The following is a 15293-nucleotide window of genomic DNA, read 5'->3' on the forward strand; positions in this document are numbered from 1 at the left end:
GTGTGGAATTCCTGTCTCCGTGTCTGCGATCTGAACTGTCTGCATTGACTGGGGCTCCCACTCAGCCTGATCGATCGGAATCGCTCCAGTCGCCGGTGCTGGCGAATAGATGCGTTGCGCCTGGTCATAAAACAGTACCAAGATTGCGGATTTTGGCTGTACCAAGCGCAATGGACCTTTCGGCCTGCTGTTTCCGGTGTTCGCCTTGATGTCGAGCGTGTTGTTGCTTGGCGAGCGCATGACGCCAAAGTTGATCGTCGGTGGGCTGCTCGCGATGTCAGGCGTGGCGACGACACAGGCCAGACCGAGCGCGCGCCTCGTTTGAACACCGACGTCGCGTCATGGCATCGACATCATCTGTCCGGCCAATGGAGATCACGATGTTGCGATCCCACGCGCCCGCCTGATCATGCGGTAATATCGAATGGTCGAACAGGAAGACGCATCATGAAGTTTCGCCATCTCGTCACCGCGCTTCTCGTCATGGTCTCGATCGGCGGAGCGCGCGCGGCGCCGCAATGGCTGAGCCTGCCGCCGACGCCGACACTGCCCAAAGCGGCCCACAGCGGTCTCGCGCCCATCAACGGGGTCAAGATCTGGTACGCGGTGTTCGGTCGCGGGCAGCCCGTCCTGTTGCTGCATGGCGGTCTTGCCAATGCGAACTACTGGGGCCACCAGGTCCGCGCGCTGCAGCAGCACTATCAGGTCATCGTCATGGAGAGCCGCGGCCATGGGCGCAGCAGCCGCAATCAGGAGCCCTACGGTTACGACCTCATGGCCTCGGACGTGGTCGGGCTGCTCGACCATCTCAAGATCAGGAAGGCGGCGATCGTCGGCTGGAGCGACGGCGCGATCATCGGCCTCGACATCGCCATGAAGCATCCGGAGCGGGTGAGCAAGCTGTTCGCCTTCGCGGCGAACTCGGATCCGTCAGGCGTTGCGGACATCGCTTCAAGCGACGTCTTCAACGCCTACATCGCCAGGGCCGGCGAAGAATACAAGCGCCTCTCGCCGACACGGACGGAGTACAAGAGCTTCGTCGCCGACATCACCAAAATGTGGGAGAGCCAGCCGAAATGGACGGCTTCGGATCTCGCTTCGATCAAGGCCCCGACCTGGATCGTGGACGGCGATCATGACGAGGCGATCAAGCGCGAGAATACCGAGTTCATGGCGGCGAACATTCCCGGCGCCGGCCTGCTGCTCCAGCCGGAGGTCAGTCACTTCTCGTTCTTGCAGGATCCCGAGCAGTTCAACGATGACGTGCTGCATTTCCTGGCGCGTGGCGGAGGCCCGCGCGCATCGCCGAAATGAAGAGCTGTAGGGTGGGCAAAGCGTAGCGTGCCCACCATGTCGACCGTGCGTTCCGAGAGATGGTGGGCACGGCGCGAGCGCGCCTTTGCCCACCCTATGAAGCTGGTGCCATGTCATTGCGAGCGCAACTGCATCAACATCGTCATTGCGAGCGCAGCTCTCTCGACACCGTCATTGCGAGGAGCCCTTGCGACGAAGCAATCCAGAATCCCTCGGCGGAACGATTCTGGATTGCTTCGCTGCGCTCGCAATGACCGAGTCTGCGGTAATAGCGCGCCTCCCTCTCGTGTCCCGGACGCGCTGCAACGCCATAACGCATCGAAGACGCGCGTGAACGCGCTTACGGCGTTGTGGCGCAGAGCCGGGACCCGCCGCCGCGTACACCGCTGAAGCATGGGCCCCGGCTCAGCAGCGCACCACGTCGCAAGGGCGACGCGCTGCGCTGTGTCCGGGGCACGAGATCTGAATTGCGAGACCACAAAAAACGCGGCGTTGCCGCCGCGTTTTTCAATTCGATCTGCATCTCGGAGCTTACGCCTGCGGCTGCGGCTCCAGGCCAGGATCCGGATCGGGCCGCGGGCGCGACTTGCCGGCCGGGGGCACGGCGGAAGCGCGCGGCGTGGCCGGCTCCAGCACGGACTCGCGGTTCGGCTTCTTGCCCTTGAGCAGGTCGACGATCTCCTCGCCGGTCAGCGTCTCGAACTCGAGCAGGCCCTTGGCGAGCGTCTCGAGGTCGGCATGCTTCTCGGTGAGGATGCGGGTTGCTTCCTTGTAGCCTTCCTCGACCAGACGCTTGATCTCGGAATCGATCTTCTGGACCGTTGCCTCGGAGGCGTTCTGCGTCCGCGACACCGACATGCCGAGGAAGACCTCGTCCTGGTTCTCGCCGTAGGAGACGGTGCCGAGCTCTTCCGACAGGCCCCAGCGCGTCACCATCATGCGGGCAAGGCGCGTGGCCTGCTCGATGTCGGAGGCGGCACCCGAAGTCACCTTCTCGCGGCCGAAGATCAGCTCTTCGGCGACGCGGCCACCCATCATGATGGCGAGGCGCGAGGTCATCTGCTCCAGCGACATCGACAGCTTGTCGCGCTCCGGCAACTGCATGACCATACCGAGCGCACGGCCGCGCGGGATGATGGTCGCCTTGTGGATCGGATCGGTCGCGGGCACGTTGAGGCCGACGATGGCGTGGCCGCCCTCGTGATAGGCCGTCAGCAGCTTCTCTTCCTCGGTCATGACGAGCGACTTGCGCTCGGCGCCCATCATCACCTTGTCCTTGGCCTCCTCGAACTCGGCCTGCGTCACCATCCGCTTGTTGCGGCGGGCCGCGGTCAAAGCGGCTTCGTTGACGAGGTTCATCAGGTCGGCGCCGGAGAAGCCCGGGGTGCCGCGCGCGATGGTCTTGAGGTTGATATCCGGCGCCAGCGGAACTTTACGAACATGCACCTTGAGGATCTGCTCGCGGCCGACGACGTCAGGATTCGGCACCACGACCTGGCGGTCGAAGCGGCCCGGACGCAGCAGCGCGGGATCGAGCACGTCGGGACGGTTGGTCGCCGCAATGAGGATCACGCCCTCGTTGGCCTCGAAGCCGTCCATCTCGACCAGCAGCTGATTCAGCGTCTGCTCGCGCTCGTCATTGCCGCCGCCGAGACCGGCGCCACGGTGACGACCGACGGCGTCGATTTCGTCGATGAAGATGATGCAGGGTGCGTTCTTCTTGGCCTGCTCAAACATGTCGCGGACACGGCTCGCGCCGACGCCGACGAACATCTCGACGAAGTCGGAACCGGAAATGGTGAAGAACGGCACGTTGGCCTCGCCCGCGACCGCACGCGCGATCAGGGTCTTGCCGGTGCCGGGAGGGCCGACCAGCAGCACGCCGCGCGGAATGCGGCCGCCGAGGCGCTGGAATTTGCCGGGGTCGCGCAGGAATTCGACGATCTCCTGGAGGTCCTGCTTGGCCTCGTCGACGCCGGCGACGTCCTCGAAGGTGACGCGACCATGCGCTTCGGTCAGCATCTTGGCGCGCGACTTGCCAAAGCCCATCGCCTTGCCGGCACCGCCCTGCATCTGCCGCGACAGGAAGATCCACACGCCGATCAGCGCGATGAAGGGCAGCCAGGAGACCAGCAGCGAGACGAACCACGGCACGTTGTCGCCGGGCGGCTTCGCGGTGATCTGCACCTTGCTGTCATAGAGCCGCTTCACCAGCGTCGGATCGTTCGGCGCATAGGTCTGGAAGCTGGAGCCGTTGGTGAAAGTGCCGTGGATGTCGGGACCCTGGATCACGACGTCGCGGACATTGCCGCGGTCAACCTCGCTCAGCAGCTGGGAGAAGGCGATGTCCTGCGAGGACGCGCGCTGACCTGGATTCTGGAAGAGCGTGAACAATGCCAATAGCAGCAAGACAATGATGACCCAGAGGGCGAAATTGCGCAGATTGGCGTTCATCGATCTTCCTTCGTGGTCGCGCGGATCGCGGCCTTGATCCTTGGGGAGTTACTTTGGTCAATGCGAGGAAATCCCAAGGAATCCTCTCGGTTAGACGCATACAATTTAGGTGCCGCCCCGGTCGCTGCCAAGGGAACGAGATGGGACTATTTATCCCATCTTAGCGCGATTCCCGCTGAAATAATGGCGTCCTAGCCCGGGTTTTTCCCGCCTGGTTAAGGTCGCCTGACGGCGCCGAGCCGAAACGGCCGGTGTCATGATCCGACCTCATGCAGCCCTCATGGGCGCTTCATGCACCCTTCACGCACCCTTGCGCCGCCGGGCCGGCGCCGGCGCGATGTGGATACGCCCGCCGGCGAGGCTGATCAAGGCTCCCGCAAGGGTTTGCTTCAGGACCGGCCGGCCATTTGCGGCTGCACGGGGTCCTGCGGCGATGGCCCGATCAAGCGCGGACATCAGGGTTTCGACCTTGCCGAGTTCCGCCGGCCCCTCGTGCCCGAGCGCGGCGATGGCCCGCAGCAGCAGCCGCAGCCGGACCTCCTCGGGCAGGACGGCAAACGCCGATGCCTCGAAGCTTCGAACGCCCGCCTGCGGCGCAACGTCGCGATCCCGCAAGCGGAGGAAGCGCTCGGCGCCGTCGGCGAGCACCTCGACGGCCGCATTGGCGCGCGCCAGCCTTGCCGCGAGCCGCACGAGCGTGCGGGCATCGCCGCCTTCGGCCGCGAGCTGTGGCAGCAGCGCGCGCAGCCGCGGCCGGGTGAAGGCGGTGTCGCGGTTGGTGGGGTCGTCGGCAAAGCCGACCTTCGCCCGCTTCAAGGTCGCGATCAGCTGCGCCTTCGGGACGTCGAGCAGCGGACGCGCCAGCACGATGCCATCGCGCTCGCTGACACTGGCCATCGCCGACAGCCCGGCAAGTCCACTGCCGCGGAGCATTCGCATCAGCAGGGTCTCGGCCTGGTCGTCGCGGGTGTGGGCCGTCAGCACATGGCTGGCGCCCACGGCCCGCGCGGCCTGTGCGAGCAGCAGGTAACGGGCCTCGCGCGCCGCGGCAGGTAGTCCCGTCTTCGGCTTTGCGCCACGCCAGCGCAGGGTCCGGTGCGGCAGCCCGAGTTCGGTTGCCAGACGCTTGACCTCGCGCGCCTCGCGGGCCGCTTCCGGACGCAGTCCGTGATCGACGGTGACGACGGTGAGTTGCGGGCCGCGCACAAGACTGCGCCGCCAGCGGGCCGCGAGCCACATCAGCGCGACCGAGTCCGGCCCACCGGAGACCGCGAGCACCAGCGCCGGCGCAGCTTTCAGGCCCGCGAACAGCCGCCTCGCCTCGCCTCGCGAGATCGGAGAATTGTCGTCGTCTGACATGACGGCCCAGCAAATCGTCAGCGGATGATTGCGATGTTTAGCGCAGCACCATCCGCATTGTCAGGACCCTAACGCCACGCGTCAGCACTTCACCCGCTTCTGCTCGCGATCGACCGCGGCTTTGACGCCGGCGGAGGCGCGCGGATATTTCCGGCCGACCTCGCCGAAGGCGGCGCAGGCGGCCTCCTTCTCCTTCAGCGCGGCGAGCGACTGGCCGAGCCGCAGCAGCGCATCCGGCGCCTTGGCCGATTTCTCGTATTTGGTGGTGACGGCGAGGAACGCTTCCGCGGAGTCGCGATATTGCTGGCGCTGGAAGTAGCTCTCGCCGAGCCAGTATTGCGCGTCGCCGAGCAGAGGATCGCTCGGGTATTTCTGCGCAAAATTCTTCATGGTCTGCTCGGCGAGCGCATAGTCCTTGCGCTGCATGTAACCGATGCCGAGGTCGAACTCGTCGCGCGGCGTTGCCGAGGGCGGCAGCGTTGTGAGGCCAGCGCCGCCTGATGGCGCGGGATGGCCGGATTGGGCCGGCGGATAGCCGGGCTGCGCCGCCGGAGGAGCCGCCTGCTGCTGATAGCGGGGGCTGGTGTTGGCGAGATCGAGCGGCTCGCCGGCGCCGCGGCCGCCAGGGGCACCACTGGGAGCTCCTGCCGGCATCGGCTGCTGACCGCCGCCAAGCGCGCGCGGCGCACCGGGCGCGTTCGGGTTCTGGTTCGGATCGAAGGCATCGCCGCGGCGGCGCGTGCCGGGCGCCGGCTGCTCCTGAACGATCGGCGCGGGAGCGGCGATCTGCGGCTGCTCGTAATTCGGCTGCACGGCCTGCTGCTGCGGCTGCTGCTGGCGATAGCCCGGCGCGACCTGACTTGGTGCGATCTGGGCGGGCGGCATCGCCGCGACGTTGGGCGCCTGTCCGGGCGCGGCTTGCGCGCCGCCTTCGAGCGCCCGCAGCCGCTCCTCGAGCTGGCGGTTGCGATATTGCAGCTCTTCGTTCTGGCCGGTGAGCTGGCGCAGCTGGTTCTCCAGCCGCTCGATCCGCATCTCGGGGTCGGCATCATCCGACTGCGCCAAGACCGGCTGCGCAAATGCGGGCGAGCACAAAGAGAGCAGCGCGGCAATCGCCGCGGTGCCGGTAAAGACCTTAAATCTGGATGACATCTTGCCCTGACGACAAAAGCGAAATGGCCTGCGACGGAACATTCGACGCGCCACACATTGAAGTGGAGTACGCCAAAAATGTGACTGGTACCAAGGGGTTTCTGTCACAGAATGCTGAAACGAAACCGGCGCCCGAGAGGGCGCCGGCATCATCCAGTTCTGAAGCTGAACGGCGCCTGACTGAACGTCAGGAGCTCGCGTTCAAGACGGTGACGGCGCGCCGGTTCTGCGACCAGCAGGAGATGTCGTTACAGACCGCGACCGGCCGCTCCTTGCCGTAGGAGATCGTGCGCATGCGGTTCGGATCGATGCCGCGCGAGGCGAGGAACGAACGCACCGACTGGGCGCGGCGGGCGCCGAGCGCGATGTTGTATTCGCGGGTGCCACGCTCGTCGGCATGACCTTCGATGGTGAAGCTGTAGCGCGGATAGGTCTGGAGCCATTGCGCCTGCTTCTCCAGGGTCACGATCGCCTGAGGGGTCAGATCGGTCTGGTCGCTTTCGAAGAACACGCGGTCACCCACGTTGACGACGAAGTCCTGCTGGCTGCCCGGCGTCGCCGCGTTGGCCATCGCATCCGTCGCAGCATTCTTGTTGGCGCAGGCGCCCATCGACAGCGCGACGGCAAGCACCGCGGCCAGCTTCAATCCCTGGAGGATACGCATAGGATGTTTCATTCCGGAGCCTCCACGCTCGCGTTAGTCCACTGCTGTCCGGTCTACAGGGGGTTGGTTAAGCGAACGTTCCGTCAACCTTGACGGAACCTTGCCTCAGCCGATCAAATGCCCCCAACCAGCGAAAAGCACCCATGATGGTTAATGGGTTGTAAATGTGGCGCGAGGGTGAAGGCAAGCCGCGCCAGCCGGCACAGCACTGTTTTTTGCCGGGATTCTAGGCCGAAAGGCGTACGGCGGCCCGAGGCGCCGCTTCGGAATCAGGCGTGAACGGCGTCCGCCACGAACACCGGCCGCTGCGGAACGGACCGTTGCGGCGCCTGGCGCTGACCACCGCGCCCGAACAGCATCCGCCGCTCGAAGGCGGTCGACCGCATGATCGGATAGCGCTCGAACACCTTCTTGCGGAAGGTCGGGAAGTCCGCCGCCATCAGCCCGAACGGCTTGGTGAGACCGGGAACCAGCCGGGGCTCGGCGATGGTCTGGTGCAGGAACACCCGGCGGTAGAAGGCCTGATGCTCGGGGCGCACGATCGCAAGGCCGAGATCGGCATTAAAATGCTCGCAGGCCATGTAGGCGAGGCGCGTCGTCAGATAGGGCAATTCCGGGACACGTTTGACCTGGTCGGGATCGGCGACGAAGCGGGTCGGGTCGATCATGACCTCGCCGCGGTCGAGCCGTGGCAGCAGGATCTCGGGGAAGACGTCGGCCGAGGTGGACTCGCGCCATTCCGAGGTCAGCACGCTGATGCGCACGGAGCTGCAGAGCTCGCCGTTGAGATAGACGCCGAAGGTCCACGCGTTCGGCAGTTCGTCGTAGCGGTCGGTGACCCGTGCGTCCGCCGATTCCTTGACGGCGCCTTCGCGCCGATAGGCGCGGTAGCGGAGATTGTAGATCTCCTCCTTCTCGTCTGCCGTCTCTGCGAGATGATAGTCGAGGTCGGTGAGGAGTTCTGCCCCCCGCCCAACAGCCGAAATGACCGCTTTGGCCGAGGACTGCATCCCAACTCCTTACCCACAACCCACACCGCTCACTGCAAACGCGCGCAAGAAAGGAGGATTTCTCCAGAACAACTTCCACGCGCGTCATGATTTATTAACAGCTTCTTAACATCTATGCAAAGCAATCGAAAGATTAGGGTTAACCACCGTAGCACTACGGTGGCCGCAACAGACTGAAACGACAGAAAATTTTTTGAGAGGCGGTCTTAAGCGAAGGAGCGCGAGAAGGCGACCTGGAGCGCGCTGTCGCCCCGGCGTCCATGCGAGGCGTTGAGGAGCTGGCGCATTCGCACCGCGGGCACTGGACGGCTGAACAGATAACCCTGCCCCTCGGAGACGGTGCCGTCGGCGCTGATCAGCTCGAGCTGCTCGTTGGTCTCGATGCCTTCGACCACGACGGCCATGCCGAGGTCGGCGGACAGCCGCGCCACGCCGCGCAGCAGCGTCAGCGGCCGGTCGGTGTCGATGCCTTCGAGGAAGGAGCGGTCGATCTTCACCTTCTGCATCGGGAAATTGTGCAGATAGCTGAGGCTGGAATAGCCGGTGCCGAAATCGTCGAGCGAGATGCGCACACCGAGCGCATGCAGTTGCGACAGGATGTCATGTGTGAGCTGGGTGTTGCGCAGCAGCGAGGATTCCGTGATCTCGATCTCCAGGCGATGGGCCGGAAGCCCCGAGACTTCGAGCGCGTAGCGGATTTCGCTCAGCACGTCGCGCTGGTGGAATTGCTGCGGCGAGAAGTTGACGGCGACGCTGACGCCCTCCGGCCACTTCATGCATTCCATGCAGGCGCGGCGCAGGATCCAGCGGCCGAGATCGACGATCAGGCCCATGTCTTCGGCGACCGGGATGATGTCGACCGGCGAGACGGTGCCGCGCACCGGATGATTCCAACGCAGCAGCGCTTCGCAGGTGGTGATCTTGCCGGACTTCAGATTGACCAGCGGCTGATAGAACAGCTCGAACTCCTCGTTGGCGAGCGCCTTGCGCAGGTCGAGCTCGAGGATACGGCGGGCCTCGACGGTCGCCGCCATCTCGTCGCGGAAGAAGCAGAAGGTGCCGCGGCCGTCGGCCTTGGCGCGGTACAGCGCCATGTCGGCGTTCTTGAGCAGCGTATCGGCGCTGGTGCCATCCGGCGAGGTCAGCGCGATGCCGACGCTGGCGCCGATCTCGACCAGATGATTGTCGATGCGATAGCGCTCGCTCAGCCGCTCGACGATGCGGCGGGCGAGACTAGCTGCGTCTTCGGGCGAGGAGATGTTCTGCTGGAACACGACGAATTCGTCGCCGCCGAAGCGGGCGACGAAATCCTCCGGCCGCAACATCTCGCGCAGGCGGTTGGCGACCGCACACAGCAGCTGGTCGCCGCAGGGATGGCCGAGCGTGTCGTTGACCTGCTTGAATTGATCGAGGTCGACGAACAGCAGCGCCGAGAGCCGTTCGGAATGACGCGAATGCGCCAGCAGCCGCTCGATCTCGTCGCGGAAGCTGACGCGGTTGGGCAGCGCCGTGAGCTCGTCATAGCGGGCTAGATGGCTGATCCGGGCTTCGGCGCTGGTGCGTTCGGTGATGTCTTCCAGCAGCAATACCGTGCCGCCACCGGTCATCGGCTGGAACGTCCAGGCCAGCGTGCGGCCGCGCGCCTGATCCGGATCGGCGGTGACGATCTCGCAGATTCGCGCCTTCTCGATCTCGGACAGGATCTGATTGCCGCTCTCCGGCGAGATCGACCCGGCAGCGACGCAGGCCGAGGCGATGTCGGCGGCCGTGGCGCCGCGCTTGACGAGGTCCTCGGGCAGCGCCATGAGCTCGCTGAAGCGGTGGTTCATCACGGCGAGGCGCCGATCGGCGCGAAACATGCACAGGCCGTGCGGCATGTTGTTGAGCGCGGTGTCGAACGGGCTGGCCAACGCGGATTCGCGAAAGCTCGAGGTCAGCGCCTTGACGAAGATCGCGTGCAGGCTGAGGTTGATGTTCTTCAGCGCGATGAAGAACAGCACGAGCAGGATCGCGAGCCCGATATAGTAGAATCCGCCGTGCAGCAGCAAGGCGAGCGACATCGGACCGCAGGCGAGCGCGACGTGCCACTGCACGACCCTGGGCTGGCCGTAATTGCGGGCGGCGCCGCCGGCGGTGTAGCCGACCGTGACTGCGACGCAGAGCATGTTCGCGACCGCGTCGTCGTTGTTGAAGATCACGACGAAGCACCACACGCCGATGACCGCGGCGTAGACGAGCGCGCCGAACCAATAGCGCGGCTCCAGATGCTTGGCCTGCTGGAACGTCAAGCCCGGCACGCGGTTTTCGTAGGGCCGCATCTGAAACGCGCGCCCGGTGCCGATGGCAATGATCAGAAACGCGATCGGCCACAGCAACACGTCGCCGGTCTTCAGCGCAGTCATCACCGCGGCCACGGCCGCGGAGGCCGAGCCGAGGAAGATCGCCCAGAAATTCTGCACCATAGAGTTGATGAGAGCGGCGTAGAGTATCGGCTCCAGCTCGTCTCGATCGCTCTGCTTCTGGTCGGCCAGCTGCATTGAGTTGCTACGCGTCCTGTTTGGCGCGTAGTCTTACCCAGACCAGATGAAGCCTTTCTGAGGGAACATCGTTAAAGTCGAGTTGTTTTTCGGCAATAGCGAACCTGTTTCTGCTGATATTTCAATCAACTAGGCAAGCCTTGCCGAGGGCAAGGTGAAGGAAAGCTTGCTTTCCTCACCGAAGCCGAAAAAAACTGCACGCTTTTTCGATAACATCGCGCGTCCAGAGGCGCGATCTATTGACCTGCCGTCCTATTGACCTGCCGTCGAGGACAGTAGCGGCGACCATGCCGGGTCGGAGGCAAAGCCCGGCGTCGGCACCTTCAGCTCGTTGCGGCCGGAGATGTCGACAGTGTACAGCGACGGTCCGGCATTGCCGCCGGGATCGCGGAAGAACATCAGCACGCGGCCGTTCGGCGAGAAGGTCGGACCCTCGTTGTGGAAGCCGGAGGTGAGCAGCCGCTCGCCGCTGCCATCCGGCTTCATGACGCCGATCGAGAACTGCCCGCCGCCCTGCCTGGTGAAGGCGATGTAGTCGCCGCGCGGCGACCACACCGGCGTCGAATAGGTGGCGTTGGTGTCGTCCTTAGAGAACGAGATGCGCTGCGCCTGCCCACCACCCGCGGCCATCACATAGATCTGCGACCTGCCGCCGCGATCGGATTCGAAGCAGATGCGGGTGCCATCTGGAGAATAAGAAGGAGAAGTGTCGATCGCCGGCGTGTCGGTGAGGCGCGTGGTTGAGCGCGAGCGCAGATCCATCACGAACAGGTTGGAATTGCCGCCCTGCTGCAAGCTCATGATGACGCGCTGGCCGTCCGGCGAGAACCGCGGCGCAAAGGTCATGCCCGGGAAATTGCCGACGATCTCGCGCTGGCCGGTCTCGATGTTGAACAGATAGACCTTCGGATCGCCCTGGCCGAACTCCATATAGGTGATCTCTTGCGAGTTCGGCGAGAAGCGCGGCGTCAGCACGAGGTCGGAGCCGCGCGTCAGATAGCGCACATTGGCGCCGTCCTGGTCCATCATCGCGAGCCGCTTGACGCGGCGCTCCTTCGGCCCGCTCTCGTCCACGAACACCACGCGGCTGTCGAAATAGCCCTTCTCGCCGGTCATCCGCTCGTAGATCTGGTCGGAGATGATGTGGGCGATGCGCCGCCAATATTCCGGCGAGGTGAAATATTGCTGGCCGGCGAGCTGCTGGCCGGAGACCACGTCCCAGAGGCGGAATTCGGCCTTGAGCCTGCCGTCCGGCTGCCGCGTCATGCGGCCGGTGACGAGGGCCTGCGCGTTGATGGTCTTCCAGTTCTGGAATTGCGGCGCGACGTCGATGTTGCTGATGCGCTCGATGAAGGCGGCCTGGTCGATCGGCGCGAACAGGCCCGAGCGCTTCAGATTGTTGGTGATCACTTGCGTGACGCCGTTGCCGACGTCGCCGTCGGACGGCGAGCCCGGCAGGAAGTTGGTGATCGCGATCGGGACCGGCTGGAATTCGGTGGGATCGATGCGAAGCCGCGGCTGCCCCTGGGCGAAAGCGTGTCCACCCCCGAGCATCGCGAGTGCCGATCCGGTGACGGTCATGAAACGGCGGCGGTTCATCGAACGGGCATCATTCATCGCAAAATTCTTTTGTTCGGATGTCACAACATATCTTTCAGACCGAAAGTCATCGGAATGAGCTTCCAGCTCTCGTACTGCTGCTTCGGCATGAACGAATAGACCTGGCACTGCACGATGGCGCGCTTGGCGCTCTCCGCCACAGCCTGGGCGATCGACCGCGACGGTCCGCGCACCGCGACGACGATTGGCTCGGCCGCCAGCGATCCGTCGATCTTCATGGGAATGTCGATGTCGGCTTCATACTGGTCGGCGTCTTGGCCGTTGTAGGTCGGCGTGAAGCAGCGCTTGACCGCGCCCTGGAATGCACCGCGCCAGGTCGCGACGTTGTTGGCTGCAGTCCCGGTCGCCGATCCCAGCGAGGCCGACGCATTCAGCGCCGAGCCGGTCTGTTCGTGCCGGGTGGCGGCGCGCTTGTCGAGATCGCGCTGGATCTGGGCGGGGTCGAAGGTGCGCTCCTTGGGCTTGGGCTGCTGTTGCGGCTGCACCGCCGCGACCTTCTGCTCCACGGGCTTCGGCGGCGGCTTCTTGGTGTCCAGCTTCTTCTGGAGCTCGGCGATCGGATCTTCCTTGGCCGGATCAGGCTTCTTTTCCTGCGGCTTCGGCTCTTCCTTCGGCTTTGCCTCGGCGACAGGCTTGGGCGGCTCGGGCTTCTTCTCGACCGGCTTCTCGACGGGTTTTGGCGGCGGCTCAGGCGTCGAGTTGGTCTTGATCAGCTCTTTCTTCTCGGTGACCTTGCCGACGGCGTCTTCCTCGGGCTTGGGCTCCGCGATCTTCTCGACCTTGGGCTTCGGTTTGTCCTTCTCCCCGGTCTTCTGCCCCGCCATCATCTTCGCGAGTTGATCGGTGGAGATGATGTCGATCGGAAGCGACTCTTCCGGCGCGACGTAAGCCTTGCTGCTAAAGGTGACGAGGCCCCATCCCAGCACGAGGACGTGGAGTGCAATCGACGCAACGAGTGTCTTGTCGACCTTCACCTTCACGGCCTACCCCTGCTCCGCTTCCGTGACGAGGGCGAGCTTCTTGAAGCCCGCGCCGGACAGCAGGCCCATCACCCTGGCCACCGTCCCGTAATCGGCCTTCTTGTCGGCACGCAGATAGATGCGTTCCTCGAGCCCGCCGCGGGCGTCCGTGATCGCCTTGAGCTTCGGCACCAGCTCGTTGATTGCGATCTCGGCGTCGTTGATGAACACCTTGCCTTTGATGTCGACCGACATCTGGATCGGTTTCTGGTCGTTCTGCTCGAGGCTCTTGGCCTGGGTCTGCGGCAGATCGAGTGGCACGCCGACGGTGAGCAGCGGCGCCGACACCATGAAGATGATGAGCAGCACCAGCATCACGTCGACCATGGGGGTGACGTTGATCTCGGCCATGACCGGCTTGCGCCGGCTGCGGCGCCCGCCGCCTCCGGACGAACTCGCGACGTTCATGCCCATGGTCTGATGCCCAAATTGCCCTTCACACTATACATGCCGTCATACATGCCCTCCGTCAGCCCCGCTCGTCGATCTGACGTGACAGAATGGCGGAAAATTCATCGGCGAAGCCTTCGAGCCGCTGGGCCTGCCGATTCACCTCGGAGGTGAACTTATTGTAGAAAATAGTGGCAGGAATGGCGGCGATGAGACCGACGGCGGTGGCAAACAGCGCCTCCGCGATACCAGGGGCCACCACCGCCAGAGAGGTGTTTTTCGACGCGGCGATCGACTGGAAGCTCGACATGATGCCCCAGACCGTGCCGAACAGGCCGACGAAGGGGCCGGCGGAGCCGACGGTCGCGAGCACCAGGAGCCGGCGTTCCAGCCGCTCGACCTCGCGCGCGATCGAGACGTTCATCACCTTGTCGATGCGCATCTGCAAGCCCGCGACCGAGCGGGCATGGCTCTCGAAGGAACGCTTCCATTCGCGCATCGCCGCCACGAAGCAGGCCGCCATGGAATGGGTCGGCTTGGCCGAAAGCGTGCGATAGAGCTCCTCGATCGACTCGCCGGACCAGAAGGCCTGCTCGAAACGATCCATCGAGCGCCGTGTGCGCGCGTAAAGAAAGATCTTGTCGATGGCGATCGCCCAGACCCAGACCGAGCAGGACAGAAGTCCCAGCATCACCGCCTTCACGATCCAGTGAGCCTGCCAGAACAGCGCAATCAGCGACACGTCGGCGGAGGCAGCAACCGGAAGGGCTGACTGAGCCACGTCGGCCGGATTCATAAGCAGTATCCTCTCAAGGCGATCGTTACCTAATGTCCTTCGGCCAGCAAATGGCGGCCGGTATCCTCTAACAGCCGCGCTAGAACCGGCGCGGCCGGCAAGCCCGCTCAAAGCCTTGGTTTTTTGGGGTGCAGGGCTCGTCCAAAGGCTCTCCAAAGCCGGCCGCCTGCATTCCCCGCCAAGATGTCAAAACTATGGGCCTCGACACGGCTTCGGGCGCGACTGTCCGCAATTACCAGAGCCCGGCGTTGGTTAATGCGGGGTTACCGGGGACGAATTTGGCTGCGGGAAAGGCAGGCAGCGCAGGGGGATGGGGGGACAGGGCCCGCTACGTCCGGGACACCAGAGTTCCGCTTCCTCCCCGCACATAGCATGAGGAGCGCCCCTCGCGCCTGCAGGAACCAGCCCTCGCCCGGAAAAGTTGTCCCGGAAATTCATCTTTGGCGAGGTTTTGCCATGAGCATCAACCCCAAAACGACTGCCGCGATCGGCGATCACCCCCTGCACCCTATGCTGATTCCGTTCCCCGTCGCCTTCCTGGTCGGCGCGCCGATCGCCGACTTGGCCTTCATCGGAACCGGCGATGCCTTCTGGGCCCGCGCCGCGATCTGGCTGATCGGCGCCGGCATCGTCATGGCGCTCGTTGCTGCCGTAGCCGGTTTTACCGACTTCTTGAGCGAGCCCCGAATCCGCAGCCTCGAGGATGCCTGGTATCACATGGTCGGCAATCTCGCGGCGGTCGTGCTGGCGCTGGTCAACTTCTATCTCCGTTACGCGCAAGGCACTGAAGCTGCGGTCAAGCCGTGGGGCGTGGTTCTGTCGCTCATCGTCGTCGGCATCCTCCTGTTCACGGGATGGAAGGGCTGGGAGATGGTGCACCGGCATCACGTCGCGGTGCTGGACGCGCCAGGCCAGACCAGCTCGGAGCCGGTCATGCCGCCTCATGGCGGCGAGAGCGACCGGCGGGCCGCCTGAGCG

12 protein-coding genes and 1 pseudogene are annotated in these 15293 nt (G+C 64.5%); 3 read left to right on the plus strand and 10 right to left on the minus strand.

Annotated features, from left to right (window positions below):
- Positions 1–175: 175 nt before the first annotated feature.
- Both LRP30_RS38355 and LRP30_RS38360 read left to right on the plus strand, forming a co-directional pair.
- A pseudogene (locus LRP30_RS38355) lies at positions 176–325 on the plus strand (EamA family transporter); the annotation flags it as partial.
- A 122-nt stretch (positions 326–447) separates the two neighbouring features.
- Positions 448–1314 carry an alpha/beta hydrolase gene (locus LRP30_RS38360; RefSeq protein WP_249758166.1) on the plus strand — a complete coding sequence of 289 codons (867 nt, stop codon included), beginning with the start codon at positions 448–450 and terminating at the stop codon, positions 1312–1314.
- A gap of 531 nt (positions 1315–1845) precedes the next feature.
- Here LRP30_RS38360 and ftsH read toward each other — a convergent pair.
- The 10 genes from ftsH to tolQ form a co-directional block, all read right to left on the minus strand.
- Positions 1846–3768, minus strand: coding sequence for an ATP-dependent zinc metalloprotease FtsH (gene ftsH, locus LRP30_RS38365; protein ID WP_091880422.1), 1923 nt, complete (start codon positions 3766–3768; stop codon positions 1846–1848).
- Between the two features lie 300 nt (positions 3769–4068).
- Entirely contained in the window at positions 4069–5127 is a 1059-nt protein-coding gene (tilS, locus tag LRP30_RS38370; RefSeq protein WP_249758167.1) for a tRNA lysidine(34) synthetase TilS, read from the minus strand.
- Positions 5128–5208: 81 nt separating this feature from the next.
- On the minus strand, positions 5209–6279 hold the full coding sequence (gene ybgF / locus LRP30_RS38375) for a tol-pal system protein YbgF (RefSeq protein WP_249758168.1): 1071 nt from the start codon (positions 6277–6279) through the stop codon (positions 5209–5211).
- A 187-nt stretch (positions 6280–6466) separates the two neighbouring features.
- Positions 6467–6955: a peptidoglycan-associated lipoprotein Pal gene (gene pal, locus LRP30_RS38380; protein WP_018641585.1), complete on the minus strand. Its 489-nt coding sequence runs from the start codon at positions 6953–6955 to the stop codon at positions 6467–6469.
- Positions 6956–7212: 257 nt separating this feature from the next.
- A complete protein-coding gene (locus tag LRP30_RS38385; RefSeq protein WP_128936516.1) occupies positions 7213–7953 on the minus strand; it encodes a hypothetical protein in 741 nt (246 codons plus the stop codon).
- A 206-nt stretch (positions 7954–8159) separates the two neighbouring features.
- Positions 8160–10490, minus strand: a complete 2331-nt coding sequence (locus LRP30_RS38390) for an EAL domain-containing protein (RefSeq protein ID WP_249758169.1) — start codon at positions 10488–10490, stop codon at positions 8160–8162.
- 252 nt (positions 10491–10742) lie between these two features.
- A complete protein-coding gene (gene tolB / locus LRP30_RS38395) occupies positions 10743–12089 on the minus strand; it encodes a Tol-Pal system beta propeller repeat protein TolB (protein WP_249761929.1) in 1347 nt (448 codons plus the stop codon).
- Positions 12090–12130: 41 nt separating this feature from the next.
- The gene (locus LRP30_RS38400; protein ID WP_249758170.1) at positions 12131–13090 is read right to left on the minus strand and encodes a protein TolA; all 960 of its coding nucleotides are present in this window, start codon (positions 13088–13090) and stop codon (positions 12131–12133) included.
- A gap of 3 nt (positions 13091–13093) precedes the next feature.
- Positions 13094–13543, minus strand: coding sequence for a protein TolR (tolR, locus tag LRP30_RS38405; RefSeq protein ID WP_128936520.1), 450 nt, complete (start codon positions 13541–13543; stop codon positions 13094–13096).
- Positions 13544–13598: 55 nt separating this feature from the next.
- Positions 13599–14315, minus strand: a complete 717-nt coding sequence (gene tolQ / locus LRP30_RS38410; protein WP_028180156.1) for a protein TolQ — start codon at positions 14313–14315, stop codon at positions 13599–13601.
- Positions 14316–14771: 456 nt separating this feature from the next.
- Here tolQ and LRP30_RS38415 point away from each other — a divergent pair, with 456 nt between their 5' ends.
- Positions 14772–15290 (plus strand): DUF2231 domain-containing protein, encoded by a 519-nt coding sequence (locus LRP30_RS38415; protein WP_091880443.1) that lies wholly within the window; start codon positions 14772–14774, stop codon positions 15288–15290.
- Positions 15291–15293 lie beyond the last annotated feature (3 nt).

It is taken from the genome of Bradyrhizobium sp. C-145 (assembly GCF_023375135.1).
Classification (GTDB): Bacteria; Pseudomonadota; Alphaproteobacteria; order Rhizobiales; family Xanthobacteraceae; genus Bradyrhizobium; species Bradyrhizobium zhanjiangense.

Excerpts from the sequence above, each read along its gene's own strand:
- tilS (WP_249758167.1), bottom strand. The coding sequence starts at position 5,127 with ATGTCAGACGACGACAATTCTCCGATCTCGCGAGGCGAGGCGAGGCGG.
- pal (WP_018641585.1), bottom strand. The coding sequence starts at position 6,955 with ATGAAACATCCTATGCGTATCCTCCAGGGATTGAAGCTGGCCGCGGTG.
- LRP30_RS38360 (WP_249758166.1), top strand. The coding sequence starts at position 448 with ATGAAGTTTCGCCATCTCGTCACCGCGCTTCTCGTCATGGTCTCGATC.
- LRP30_RS38415 (WP_091880443.1), top strand. The coding sequence starts at position 14,772 with ATGAGCATCAACCCCAAAACGACTGCCGCGATCGGCGATCACCCCCTG.
- LRP30_RS38390 (WP_249758169.1), bottom strand. The coding sequence starts at position 10,490 with ATGCAGCTGGCCGACCAGAAGCAGAGCGATCGAGACGAGCTGGAGCCG.
- ybgF (WP_249758168.1), bottom strand. The coding sequence starts at position 6,279 with ATGTCATCCAGATTTAAGGTCTTTACCGGCACCGCGGCGATTGCCGCG.
- ftsH (WP_091880422.1), bottom strand. The coding sequence starts at position 3,768 with ATGAACGCCAATCTGCGCAATTTCGCCCTCTGGGTCATCATTGTCTTG.
- tolR (WP_128936520.1), bottom strand. The coding sequence starts at position 13,543 with ATGGGCATGAACGTCGCGAGTTCGTCCGGAGGCGGCGGGCGCCGCAGC.
- LRP30_RS38385 (WP_128936516.1), bottom strand. The coding sequence starts at position 7,953 with ATGCAGTCCTCGGCCAAAGCGGTCATTTCGGCTGTTGGGCGGGGGGCA.
- tolB (WP_249761929.1), bottom strand. The coding sequence starts at position 12,089 with ATGAACCGCCGCCGTTTCATGACCGTCACCGGATCGGCACTCGCGATG.
- tolQ (WP_028180156.1), bottom strand. The coding sequence starts at position 14,315 with ATGAATCCGGCCGACGTGGCTCAGTCAGCCCTTCCGGTTGCTGCCTCC.